11 protein-coding genes and 3 pseudogenes are annotated in these 12423 nt (G+C 68.9%); 12 read left to right on the top strand and 2 right to left on the bottom strand.

All coding sequences use genetic code 11. The features are described 5' to 3' along the window. The 8 genes and pseudogenes from GT030_RS07480 to GT030_RS07450 all read left to right on the top strand — a co-directional run. Positions 1–301 (top strand): snapalysin family zinc-dependent metalloprotease (locus GT030_RS07480; RefSeq protein WP_161200400.1); only part of this gene is annotated, 301 nt, incomplete at its 5' end. A 224-nt stretch (positions 302–525) separates the two neighbouring features. Beyond that, positions 526–1197 carry a snapalysin gene (snpA, locus tag GT030_RS07475; RefSeq protein ID WP_135793417.1) on the top strand — a complete coding sequence of 224 codons (672 nt, stop codon included), beginning with the start codon at positions 526–528 and terminating at the stop codon, positions 1195–1197. Positions 1198–1427: 230 nt separating this feature from the next. Then, complete coding sequence (locus GT030_RS07470; protein ID WP_161200399.1) at positions 1428–3188, top strand: MOSC and FAD-binding oxidoreductase domain-containing protein; 1761 nt, start codon at positions 1428–1430, stop codon at positions 3186–3188. Positions 3189–3363: 175 nt separating this feature from the next. Continuing rightward, positions 3364–4413 carry a YihY/virulence factor BrkB family protein gene (locus GT030_RS07465; RefSeq protein WP_161200398.1) on the top strand — a complete coding sequence of 350 codons (1050 nt, stop codon included), beginning with the start codon at positions 3364–3366 and terminating at the stop codon, positions 4411–4413. Between the two features lie 423 nt (positions 4414–4836). Beyond that, positions 4837–5145 (top strand): hypothetical protein, encoded by a 309-nt coding sequence (locus tag GT030_RS07460; protein WP_161200397.1) that lies wholly within the window; start codon positions 4837–4839, stop codon positions 5143–5145. A gap of 201 nt (positions 5146–5346) precedes the next feature. Then, entirely contained in the window at positions 5347–5652 is a 306-nt protein-coding gene (locus tag GT030_RS36235; protein ID WP_237522249.1) for a hypothetical protein, read from the top strand. Next, a pseudogene (locus tag GT030_RS07455) lies at positions 5601–5786 on the top strand (IS5/IS1182 family transposase); the annotation flags it as partial. The gene GT030_RS36235 and the pseudogene GT030_RS07455, both read left to right, overlap by 52 nt. 216 nt (positions 5787–6002) lie before the next feature. Further along, positions 6003–6611: a beta/gamma crystallin domain-containing protein gene (locus tag GT030_RS07450; protein WP_161200396.1), complete on the top strand. Its 609-nt coding sequence runs from the start codon at positions 6003–6005 to the stop codon at positions 6609–6611. A 10-nt stretch (positions 6612–6621) separates the two neighbouring features. On the opposite strand, the pseudogene GT030_RS07445 reads toward GT030_RS07450, so the two are convergent. Further along, positions 6622–7069, bottom strand: a pseudogene (locus tag GT030_RS07445) (transposase); the annotation flags it as partial. Between the two features lie 14 nt (positions 7070–7083). On the opposite strand from GT030_RS07445, the pseudogene GT030_RS36230 reads away from it, so the two are divergent. Then, positions 7084–7209 (top strand): annotated as a pseudogene (locus GT030_RS36230) (epimerase); the annotation flags it as partial. Between the two features lie 146 nt (positions 7210–7355). On the opposite strand, the gene GT030_RS07440 reads toward GT030_RS36230, so the two are convergent. Continuing rightward, entirely contained in the window at positions 7356–8657 is a 1302-nt protein-coding gene (locus tag GT030_RS07440) for a cytochrome P450 (protein ID WP_161200395.1), read from the bottom strand. 284 nt (positions 8658–8941) lie between these two features. Between GT030_RS07440 and GT030_RS07435 the strand changes: the two genes are divergently transcribed. From GT030_RS07435 to GT030_RS07425, 3 genes are all read left to right on the top strand, one after another. Further along, the gene (locus GT030_RS07435; RefSeq protein WP_161200401.1) at positions 8942–10564 is read left to right on the top strand and encodes an FAD-dependent monooxygenase; all 1623 of its coding nucleotides are present in this window, start codon (positions 8942–8944) and stop codon (positions 10562–10564) included. 47 nt (positions 10565–10611) lie between these two features. Beyond that, positions 10612–11640: an amidohydrolase family protein gene (locus tag GT030_RS07430; RefSeq protein WP_161200394.1), complete on the top strand. Its 1029-nt coding sequence runs from the start codon at positions 10612–10614 to the stop codon at positions 11638–11640. A 234-nt stretch (positions 11641–11874) separates the two neighbouring features. Further along, positions 11875–12132 (top strand): hypothetical protein, encoded by a 258-nt coding sequence (locus tag GT030_RS07425; RefSeq protein WP_161200393.1) that lies wholly within the window; start codon positions 11875–11877, stop codon positions 12130–12132. Positions 12133–12423 lie beyond the last annotated feature (291 nt).

The raw sequence follows: 12423 nt of genomic DNA, 5'->3' as shown, positions 1-12423 counted from the left end.
CGAGGGCAACGACTCGCGCGGCTCCTACGCCTCCACCGACGGCCACGGCAGCGGCTACGTCTTCCTGGACTACGCCCAGAACCAGCAGTACGACTCGGTCCGCGTCGTCACGCACGAGACCGGCCATGTGCTCGGTCTGCCGGACCACTACAGCGGCCCGTGCAGCGAGCTGATGTCCGGCGGCGGCCCCGGCCCGTCCTGCACCAACTCCAGCCCGGACGCCAACGAGCGCGCCAGGGTCGACCAGCTCTGGGCCAACGGCTTCGCCAAGGCCCTGGCCGAGGTGAACCAGGCCCGCTGACCCCTCATCACACCAGGCCGTACCCCCGGACCGCGGTCCGTCGCCCCCACGCGACGGTCCGCGGTCCGTCGCGTTCCCAGGGCCGGCACGCGGTGCCCCCGATAGCTCGCTGCTATCCCAACTTGCCATCATCCGAAGGCCGTTGGCCTGCCCGAGACTCAGGGGCAACCGGCCGTTCACCCCCATACGGACGGCCTCCCCCACGTGCGAAACGAGGACCCCACATGACGTCGTCCCGTACGTCTGCCAAGACCGTCAGATCCCTCCTCGCCCTCGGTCTCGGTGTGGCCGCCGCCGCGCTCGGCGCCGCCACCCCCGCCTCCGCCCAGCCCGCTCCTGTCGCCGCCCCGCACGCCGGGTACACCGGCTCGGCCCAGGAGGCGGCGAACACCAAGGCGTTCTTCGACGCGGTGCTGAAGTCGGTCGCCGAGCAGCGGGCCGAGAACCCGAGCCTCAAGGCGGTCACCGTCTACTACAACGCCAGCCAGGCGCCGAGCTTCCGCTCGCAGATATCGAGCTCCACCTCCATCTGGAACAGCTCGGTCTCCAACGTCAAGCTCGCCTCGACCACCGGTACCGGCAACTTCTCCTACTACGAGGGCAACGACTCGCGCGGCTCCTACGCCTCCACCGACGGCCACGGCCGGGGCTACGTCTTCCTCGACTACGCGCAGAACCAGCAGTACGACTCGATCCGGGTCACCGCGCACGAGACCGGCCACGTGCTGGGCCTGCCCGACCACTACAGCGGCCCGTGCAGCGAGCTGATGTCCGGCGGCGGCCCCGGCACCTCCTGCACCAACCGCTACCCGAACGCCACCGAGCGTTCCCGCGTCAACCAGCTGTGGGCCAACGGGCTCGCCAAGGCGCTGGCCAAGGTGAACCAGGACCGCTGAGCGTCCTCCTGAAACGTAAGGGCCGTCGTCCACCGGGTGGACGACGGCCCTTACGGTGCCACCGGCTCAAGAGCGTCAGCAGCCGGAGGACCTTCGCGCAGGGAAAGCACCGGCGGACCCATGATCACGGAATCGCGGCGGCACCGGCACAGAACTAGGATCGGTCGCAAGGCACAGATCACAGCGCCATGAGGGGCTGCCCCAGCCGGCCATCCCTCAGGAGGTCCGCAATGGCGACGCTGCTGTCCGTCAACGTAGGCATGCCCACGGATGTCTCCTGGCAGGGAAGGACCGTCCGCACCGGGGCCTGGAAGGCCCCCGCCCACGGCCCCCGCATGGTCCGGCGGCTCAATGTCGAGGGAGACGGTCAAGGAGACCTGGCCGGGCACGGTGGCGAAATCCGTGCCGTCCTCGTCTACCAGCTGCAGTCCTACCAGTACTGGCGGACCCAGCTCGGTCGCGACGACCTGGCCTTCGGGATGTTCGGGGAGAACTTCACCGTCGACGGACTGCCCGACGACGACGTGTGCATCGGCGACCGCTACCGCATCGGCGAAGCCGAATTCGAGGTCACCCAGCCCCGCGTCACCTGCTACCGCGTCGGCATGCGCCTGGGCGAGCCCGCCATGGCCTCCCTGCTGGTCGCCCACCACCGCCCCGGCTTCTACCTGCGCGTCCTGGCAGAGGGCCGTGTCCAGGCCGGCGACGAGATCACCCTCACCCGCAGGGGCCCGGAAGAACTCAGCGTCGCCGACACCGACGCACTGCTCTACCTGCCCGACCGCGACCCCGCGAAGCTGCGCAAAGCCCTGAACATTCCGGCCCTGAGCCCCGGATGGCAGCAGTCCTTCCGCGAACTCGCCGCCGCCCAGGAGCCCGCACAAGAACCGGGACGGCCCGGTGAAGCCGCCGCCGCTCATCAGCCCGAAGCGGCGCCGGGATGGCCCGGGTTCAAAACGATGCGCGTCGCCCGCATCGTCCGCGAGACCCCCAGCGTCTCGTCGATCTACCTCGAGACCACGGACGGCACACCTCTCCCCGAGGCCCAGCCGGGCCAGTACCTCTCCCTCCGCCTACCCGTCGCCGATGCCGCCCCCGCGGTGCGCACCTACTCACTCTCGTCCACTCCCGAAGAAGGCACCTACCGCATCAGCGTCAAGCACGAGCCCCACGGGAAAGCCAGCAGCTACATCCACGCCAGGCTTCGTCCGGGGGACCTGTTGGGCGTCGCCAGCCCCCGCGGAACGTTCGTACTCGAAAAAGGGACCCGCCCCGTCGTTCTCGTCTCCGCGGGAATCGGTGCCACTCCGGTGCTCGCCATGCTCCACCACCTGGCCGCCCGAGGAGATCCACGTCCTGTCTGGTGGATCCACACCGCACACGACCGCGCCCACCACGTCTTCGCGGACGAGGCCCACACGCTTCTGGAGCAACTCCCCACCGCCCACGAGCACATCTATTACACCTCGGCAATCCCACGCCCCGAAAAGTCCCCCCTCACCCAGGGCCGCCCTACTGCCTCATCCCTCGCGGCCCTGGGCATCCCCGCCGACGCGGACGCCTACCTCTGTGGGCCGGCCGCCTTCATGGAGGACATTGCCGGGTTTCTGCGCGGTCGCGGTCTGAGCCCCGAGAGGATCCACACGGAACAATTCAGCGCCCTCCCGGCCATCAACCCCGGCATCTCGCCCACAGCCCCCGTCCGGCCGCACCCACCAGCCGGTCCCACGGGCACCGGCCCCCTCATCACCTTCGCTCGCAGCGGCGTCACCACCCCATGGCCGTCCGCATGCGCTTCCCTCCTCGATCTCGCCGAAGCCTGCGACATCCCCACCCGCTGGTCCTGCCGCACCGGCGTCTGCCACACCTGCGTCACCGAGCTCGTAGCCGGTGACATCACCTACACCACCCCACCGCTCGAACTGCCCGAGACCGGCACCATCCTCGTCTGCTGCAGCGCACCGACCACCGAGGTGGTCCTCGATCTGTAAGGGGCCGGCAGATGCAGCCACCCAGGGGCTCCCCCCGGGCCGTCACAGTCCAAGCCGACCGGTTCAGCCTTGCGCGGGATCCGCGGTTCCGCAACGTTCGCCACTCTGACCGCCTGAGCCACTCTGAGGCGCCTCTGACGGCGTAGGCGGGGCCGTGACGGGTTACCCGGCAAGTATGGCGAAGCTGCATTTTCCGGGGCGGAAAGCACACCACCGCAGCGAGGAGGCGCCGGCACCCGAAGAGGTCGGGCCCGGGCCCGAGGTGGAGCGCCGGGCACCGGACACGCCGGCCAAGCTGCCCAAGGGGGCCTGGGGCGGAGTGCTCAAGGGAGCGCTGCGGGAGTTCAAGGACGATGAGCTGACCGATCGCGCGGCGGCCCTGACCTACTACGGGGTGCTGTCGTTGTTCCCGGCGCTGCTGGTGCTCGTGTCCTTGCTGGGTATCACCGGCAGGTCCGCGACCGACGCGGTCCTGGCCAACATCAGAAAGCTTGCTCCCGGCTCGGCCCGGGACATCATCACGAGGGCCGTGGAGCAGCTGCAGAGCAGCGCCGGCATCGGCTCCATCATGGCCGTCGTCGGCATCGTGCTGGCGGTGTGGTCGGCCTCCGGCTACGTGGCCGCGTTCATCCGCGCGGCGAACGCCGTCTACGACATGCCCGAGGGCCGTCCGGTGTGGAAGATCCTCCCCGTACGGCTGGGTGTGACCGTCGTGCTGATGGTGCTGGCCGTGGCCAGCGCGCTGATCGTGGTGTTCACCGGCGGTCTGGCGCGCCGTGCCGGGACGGCGCTGGGCATCGGGGACACGGCGCTGACCGTGTGGTCGATAGCCAAGTGGCCCGCCTTGGTGGTCCTGGTCACCGTCATGATCGCGATCCTGTACTGGGCGAGCCCGAACGCGAAGGTGAAGGGGTTCCGCTGGATCACCCCCGGCAGCTTCCTCGCCCTCATCATCTGGATGATCGCCTCGGCCGGGTTCGCGTTCTACGTGGCGAACTTCGCCTCCTACAACAAGACGTACGGCACCATGGCCGGCGTCATCGTCTTCCTCGTCTGGCTGTGGATCACCAACCTGGCCCTCCTGCTGGGCCTGGAGTTCGACGCCGAGACCGTACGCCAGAGGGCCATCGCAGGCGGCCTGCCGCCGGACACCGAGCCCTACACCCAACCCCGAGACACCCGGAAGTGGGACGAGGAAGACCGCCGAAACCCGGGTGAAGCGTGATCGGCGCCTCCTGATCTCCGGGTGTAGGCCGTTGACCTGCGGGATATCTGCCTCCCATGAGGCTTCTGACAGGGTTGCGCGGTGCAGACCGGTCACTGACCAAGCGCCGGCCGCAGCGGCCACGACCCTGAGCATGCGGCTGGCCGTCCACTGGGTGCGCCGACCTCGCCGCAGACCTGGTCGGCTAGGACCGCAGGTCAGCGTTCCGCAGACCGCGCGTTCCCGCGTCCAGGGCCCTATGCACGCAGGGGTCAGGTACTTCCGCCCGGACGCCGGCCGACACCCCGTGGGGCCTTCATTGGTCGCACAAACGCGCTGGGCATGATTGTCTAGTGACAATTATTTGTCCGGCGGCCCAGAAGGAGGAGCATGCATCCTCCGGTGTGGGCTTCCAGTCATGCGGCGCGAGCGCTCGCGGCCCCCGTGAAGACCTTGTGGGTCATCAGGCTCTGGGGCGACTTCGACGCTCACTCCATCCACGTCGTCGAACGCGTCACCTACGAGTTGCTGCAGCGCAGCGTCACGCCCGTGGTGTTCGACCTGCGTCAAGTGGTCTTCGCCAACACGGCGCTGCTGAACCACCTGATCGCGCTCCGCCTGCACCGCCCCGTCGGCCTCGTCGGAGCCGACCGTCTGATGCGGCTGATGATCGAGGTGAGCGGGGCCGCGCTCCCTGTCTTCCCCGACCTGGACGCCGCCCTCACCGCCCTGTCGGCGGACGAGGCACCCTGAGGGCTGTCCCGAAAGAGGGTTCCGTGGTTGGTGGGGGCTTCCGAGGAACGCCAGCGGGACGTCCTTCCTGACGATGCTGAACACCACCAGCCCCGAGCAGGCCGTCGCCACGGTGCGCGAACAAGTCACCGCGGGCGCGGACTTCGTCGAGGGCCGCACACACGACTCGCCGAACACTTCGCGGCGGACGGAACCTGGCACGTGCCCACCCTGATCCGGCAGAAGACCAGCAAACTGTGCGACGACCCCTCCTTTGCCACCGACCCCGACCTGCGCTACATGGCCCCCGTCACCCTCACAACCTGGAACGGCGTGGTGACGAAGTGCCGCAACCGCTTCACACCCGAGCAACGCGCCACCTTCGCCACCTCCCACCGCTACGAATACGACATGGCGCGCGTATTCGAAGCGGCGGGCGTCAGCATGCTCGTCCGGGCGCTCAAAGGGGGGCTCACACCGGCCCCTCGCCGGTCGAGCGGGCTCGGCCCGGCAGCAAGCACCACTTGATCGTCGATTGGTACGTCAACGTCACGATGTCACCCAACTGCTGCCCCTGCTGGACGCGATACCCCGCATCCGGGTGCAGTCGAGGTCGGCCACGTCATGGACCCGGCTGGCTGTTCGCCGACCGCGGCTCAGAGCGTGTCTCTTTCGATGGGTTGGTCAGCTGACCGGACATGCCTGCCCGGTCAGTGATCACTGATGCGATGTGGGACCGATCGAGCCGTTGATGCCGGCCGACCTGAACGTTCGTACCCGTCGCTCGTTCAGGTCAATGTCGTTGACGGTGATGCGGTGGCGGGTAGAGCGCCTGATGTTGGCCCGTCCGGTCCGGGCCCGATCAGGAAGGCGTCGCGATGCTCGACTCCGAGGTGGAGTTCTACACCCAGCCGAACTACACGGGGACTGCTCACACCTATCCGCAAGGCACTGATGAGAACCTGTTTCCCGATGCGCTGACCGACAAGTTCGCCTCCGTGCGGATCGGAAACAGGGCGAAGGTCTTCTTCTGGAACTACGAAGGGGAATCCGGCGAGCGTTCGGAGCTGACGGCCGACAGCCCGGACATCACCGACATCGGCAGGCCGACCCGTTTCCTGGTCGCGGACTCCGCCACTGTCGGAATCATGATCGGCTTTGCCGATGCCACCGGCGCCACACCCGGGCGCCACAGCCTCAAGGCCGATTCCTTCCTGGTCGGCAGCGTCACCATCCCCTCCACAACCAGCGGATCACACCTCAGCCTCATCGGAAAGATGGACCCGTCCGGGCAGCCGGTGACCACCGCGGTGTTCGTTCGGGATGAGTCCACCGGAGCTTACGTGGCAGTCGGCTCGGTCCACTTCGTCCTGAACGACAGGTGGATCGAAGTCTCCGACTCCAACCTGCCCGAGAACCTCAAGTGCCAGCGCTGGGCCGACCGCGTCACCAACGTCTTCATCTTCACCCTGACCAACACCGAGTAGCACCGGCCCGGGCACGTGAGGAATACGCGCGGTCGGCCAGAACGGCCAGGGGCCTGGGCCTGGGCCTGCCTAAGCCGGTGCGGGGCACACGGATGCGGGACATCACCGTCTCGAAGGCGGGTGCATCACCGGCCGGGCCTGCGGTGACGGTGAAGGCCAGGGGCCGAGCGTGGCCGTCTGCGGCCAGGTGGACCTTGGTGCTCAGCCCGCCGCAGGAGCGTCCCAGCGCGTGATCGGCCGGCTCTCCCGGGTGGGCCGCCCCTTTTTGCGTGCTCCGGCAGCGTGCTGGTGGGCCCGCCCAACGGTGGAGTCCACCGACACCGTCCAATCGATGTCCTCGTCGGCGTCCGCTGCCGCCAGGACGGCGGCGAGGATCATCTCCCAGGTGCCGTCGACGGCCCATCTGATCAGGTCTGCATCGGATCGGCCGGCATCCAAGGCTCGATCCGGTCCCACATCGCATCGGTGATCACTACACGAGCTCACAGACCCCGACCCGTGGCTCGGGATCACCTCCAACCAGCGGATCCGTCGGGAACTCGGCTTCCGGCCGATCTACCCGAGCGTCTGGACGGCCCGGGACGCCGGAGCCCTGTGACGTCACCGCGCCCGGCCACTCCACCCCTGCGACGGTCAAGTCGACCCGCCACCTCGCGCGGGAGGTTCGAACGCGGCGCGACCCCGGCGTCGCGCCGGCCGTACCAGCTGCGCGCTTCGCCGGGGTCGCGGGCTACGCCCGTGGTGTCACGCGATGTCGACCATTTCGGCCCCGTCGTCCAGCATCTGGGAGGGGTCCAGGACGACGGGCAGCTCGGTCAGGCCCCGGAACGCGGGGAAGGGGACGGTGAGCCACTGGGCCTCGTCCGCCGGCACGGCCAGGGAGAGGTTCGGGAAGCGACGGAAGAGCGAGGCCAGGGCGATCTGCATCTCCATCCTCGCCAGCGGTGCGCCGAGGCAGTAGTGCGGCCCCGTACCGAAGCCCAGGTGGTTGCTCTGCACACCCGGCCGGGCGATGTCGAAGGTGTCGGGGCTCTCGAACGCAGCGGCGTCCCGGTTGGCCGAGGTGACCGCGATCTGCACCAGCGAACCCTTGGGAATGAGCGTCCCCCCGATGGTGATGTCCTCAAGGGCGTGGCGGAAGGTCGCGTTCTCGACCGAGCCCTCGAAGCGGATGATCTCCTCGATCGCGTTCGGGAGGAGCTCGGGTGAGTCGATGACCTGCCTGAGCTGCTCGGGATGGGTGAGCAGGGTGTAGACGGCGTTGCCGATGAGGTACGCGGTCGTCTTGTGGCCCGCGAACAGCAGCACCCACAGCGTGGACAGCAACTCACCGTCCGTCAGCGACTCCTGCTCGTCCCGCGTCTGGATGAGGACGCTGAGCAGATCGTCCTCAGGGGCCTTGCGCTTACGGGCGATCAGGACCTCGAAGTACTCCCGGAGAGTGTTCTCCGCCTCGGCCAGGCGATCCTTGTCCTTCTTGCTGAAACCAGTCCGCGCTACGACGCTGCACCACTTCTGGACCTCCTGCCGCTCCTCGTCGGGGACGCCGATGAGCTCGCAGATCACCTGCAGGGGCAGCGGGAAGGCGAAGGCCGACAGCAGGTCGACGGGCTGCAGCGTGGAGCAGTTGTCGAGCAGCGTGTCGGTGAGCTCCTGGATCCGTGGGCGCAGCGCCTCGATACGGCGGGGCACGAAGGCACGGTTGACGAGCCGGCGCAGCCGCGTGTGCTTCGGCGGGTCGGCGAACAGCATGTTGTCGTCCAGGGCGATGGAGGAGTCGCCGAAGATGGACCGGTAGGCGTCGATGGCCGCGTACATGTCCTTGCTGATCCTCGGGTCGGCCAGGGCGGCCTTCGCGTCCTCGAACCGGGTGATCAGGTACGAGTCCACACCGTGCGGCGGGGTGATGCGGCAGACCGGGGCGTTCTCCCGCAGGTGCTGGTAGAGGGGGTGCGGGTTGGCCCGGTACTCCGGGCAACCACGGGATGCCGCGTCCACCGCCCGGGCTGTCTCGTCCGCGGTCTGCTGCTCCTGCATCTGAGTCATCGACGGCCCTTCTTCTCTTCCCACGGTGGCATGGGTCGGCTGCAACGATGGAATGCATTGACGCCAGTCGGAACCGGAAAACGCGATTCACCCTGACGCGGACCTATGACGTCGGCACGGCACGGAAGCGGGAAAAGCAGTGCGCCGTCCGGGGGAAGGCTCGATTGCCGACCCCGGTGGCCTGTGACAGGTTCGGACCCAGGGTCGCCATGCATGTGAATCGCTGCCCGAACTACTGCTGCGTCACTAAAGGAGGACGGGCCGTGGACACGCGCGAAAAGGAAATGGTGCCGGTACTGATCGTGGGCGGTTCGCTCGTCGGACTGTCCGCGTCGGTGTTTCTGGGAAGACTGGGCGTCAGCCATATGGTCGCCGAACGCCGGGCCGCCACTTCCGAACACCCCCGGGGCCGGGGGAACAACATGCGGACCATGGAGTTGTTCCGCACGGCCGGCCTGGAACCGGACATCAGAAAGGCCGCGGCCAACCTGTCCGGCAATCACGGCATCATGCAGACGGACAAGCTGTCGGGCGGTCAGAGCCGATGGCTCTCAGCCCGGCTCACCGGCGGAAAGCCCCCCGAGAAGGACGTGTGCTCCACCCTGCGGTGCGCGTGCAGTCAGAACGACCTGGAGCCGGTCCTGCTGGACCACGCCCGTCGACTGGGCGGGGACGTGCGCTTCGGTACGGAGCTGGTCTCCTTCACCGAGGACCGGGGCGGCGTGACATGCGAACTGCGCGAACGGGAGAGCGGCCGGACGTACACGATGCGCACGGCCTACCTCCTGGCGGCCGACGGACCGCGCAGCCCCGTGCGCGAGCGGCTGGGCATCGGACAGAGCGGAGGGGGCGATCTGTTCCACAACGTCAGCGTCACCTTCCGCAGCAAGCTCCTGAGCGGGGTGGTGGGCGATCAGCGCTTCCTCGTCTGCTACCTGAACGGGACCGAAGGCGACGGGGTCCTGCTGCCCGTCGACAACGAGGAGAAGTGGGTCTTCCACATCCCGTGGTTCCCCGAGCGCGGCCAGACGCTCGAGCACTTCACCGACACGCGCATCGCGGACCACATCAGGGCCGCCGCCGGCGTACGGGACCTGGACGTCGAGGTCACCGGGCGTGCCCCGTGGCACGCGGCGGACCGGGTCGCCGACCGCTACCGGCAGGGACGCGTCTTCCTCATCGGTGACTCCGCCCACGAGATGCCCCCTACCGGCGCCTTCGGGTCCAACACGGGCATCCAGGACGCGCACAACCTCGCCTGGAAGATCACGGCCGTACTGAGCGGCTGGGCGGGAGAGGGCCTGCTGGACACCTACGAGAACGAACGGCGCCCGGTCGCCCTGGCCACGATCGCCCGGGCCATCGAGCAGGCGGCACGCGAGGAGCACCCCGGTTACGCCGCCGCGCAGGGCGCGAACCAGAGCACGGACCTGATGACCGTGGCCCTCGGCTACCGCTACCTCTCCACGGCCGTGTCCGGCGCCGACACCGATGCGCCGACCATCCCGGAAACGCTCCGCCTTCAGGCCGACCCCGGCACCCGCGCCCCGCACATGATGGTCGTCCACAACGGGGACACCAAGTCGACCATCGATCTGTACGAGCGGTCCTTCGTCCTGCTCTGCGGACTTGCGGACGGGCCGTGGCCGTCGGCCGCCCACGCCGCGGTGGCCAAGCTCGGCGTCCCCCTGGTGTCCTACCGGGCCGGCGCCGGCCCGGACTTCGACCTCGACACCTCGCCCGCCCTCGACGCCGGTGCCGAGGACTGGGCCACCACGCACGGCGTCACCCCGCAGGGCGCGGTGCTCGTCCGCCCCGACGGAATGGTCGCCTGGCGCTCCGGTGACCTCCCCGCGAACCCGGAGGACGAGTTGACGCACGTTCTGCAAGGCCTCCTCAGCCGCTGACCCCGTCTCCGACGCCCTCGAACCGTTCCACCACCGGGAGCCCATCCATGCCTCAAGCCGCCGAGACCACCGACCTGCAAGCTCCGGGCGACATAGGCCTGAGCACCGCACTGGGCGCCGACGACGCCCGGCACGAACGAATAGACGTCCACCATCACTACACCGCCCCCGAATGGGTGCGGTGGGCCGAGACGAACGGGATCGCGGAGCGTGACAGCCTGCCGCCGTGGACCCGGTGGGACGAGGCCGCCGCCCTGGACCTGATGGATCGGACCGGCACGCGCACCAGCATCCTCACCGTCGCCATGCTGGGACGCTTCCAGGACGCCGGGACACGCAAGGAGAGCGCGCGGGTCGCCCTCGAGGCCGCCGGCGACCTGACCGCCCGGCACCCCGGCCGCTTCGCCTTCTTCACACCCGTCTTCCTCGACGACGCCGAACTCTCCCGCTGGTCCGTCACCCACGGGATGGACCAGCTCGGCGCGGTGGGCGTCAGTGCGCGCACCAGTGCGGGCGGCACGTATCTGGGCGACCCCGGACTCGACCCGATCATGGCCGAGCTCGACGAACGCGCCGCTGTGATCAGCACGCACCCCATGCAGGTGAACCCCTCCGGCGCCCCCGAGGGTGTACCGCCGTTCGTGTGCGACTTCCTCATGGACACGACGCGCGCCGCACTGAGCCTGATCATGAACGGCACTCTGGACCGTTTCCCGCGGCTGACGTTCATCCTCCCGCACGGCGGCGGGTACCTCCCGTACATCGCGAGCCGGATCGAGGTCTTCGGGCGCCAGCTCGTCCCCGCCGTCGACCCCGGCCGCGTCCGCGACTACCTGCACCGCTTCTACTACGACACGGCCGCGCCCATGTCCCCGTCGGCCACCCCCACGCTCCTGGCCGCCGCGGGTGCCTCCCGCATCCTCTACGGCAGCGACTGGCCGCCGACCCCCACCCGCGTGGTCGCCGACGTGACGACTCCCGCTCTGGACAGGGATCCCGCCCTCGGCGACCAGGAGCGCGGTCACATCAACCGCGGGAACGCCCTGCGTCTCCTGCCCGCCCTCGCGCCGGCCTGAGCACGCCCTGGGGCCGTCCTCGTACCGCTTGAGCGAGTGCGGGGGAGGGACGCTGCCCGGCGCGCCCGGCGCTCGGACGGACATCGGCCGTGCGGCTTGTCCCACCGAGCCGCACGGCCGACGCGCGGGCTCCACCTCAGTACGTATACACGGCTGCCCGTATGACAACGCCGCCCGCAGGCCTACAGGTACCTAGGCTCGCTAGCGGAAACGACGCCGCAGGAAGGACACAGAATGCCTCAGCTGGACGAAGAAGAGGTCCGCGTCAGCGCGATCGATATGGCGGATCAACCCCGAACGCGCGCAAGCGCACTGCGTTCCGCCGTGAAGGAAACCATGCTGCTGCCGGTTTTCCTGGTCCTCACCGCCATGATGGTGGCGCTGTGGCTCATGGGTATGCCCTTCATGCAGGCCTTGACCATTTCGACCGCGGTGAAGATTTCGATGGTTCTGTTCGAAACGCATCGGCGGCCTTGCACGTCGAAGAGTTGACGCGCGGCGCCCCTCTCGGTTCCGGCAACCGGACGGTGCTTGCACGGGGCTGATGACGCGGGGGAAAGTTACTCCTTCGACGGGCAATTCTTCTGTACTGGAGCGATTCTCCTGGGCCGGGGCACCTCTTCGAGGCGGGGCCCTCTCCCTGGGGCGGTTGGGCGGTTGGGCGGCGCACTCCTGCGGTCCCCGCCCAGCCTCAGGCCCCGCGACCCGCCTTCTCGCCGGCCCCGCTCTCCCCGAGGCCCCGCGGCACGGCCGCCGCGAGGCCGTCGCGTCCCGGATGCGCCC

The organism is Streptomyces sp. SID1328, from assembly GCF_009865595.1.
Lineage (GTDB): Bacteria > Actinomycetota > Actinomycetes > Streptomycetales > Streptomycetaceae > Streptomyces > Streptomyces griseoluteus.
This window is presented reverse-complemented; position numbering and strand designations above follow the sequence as displayed.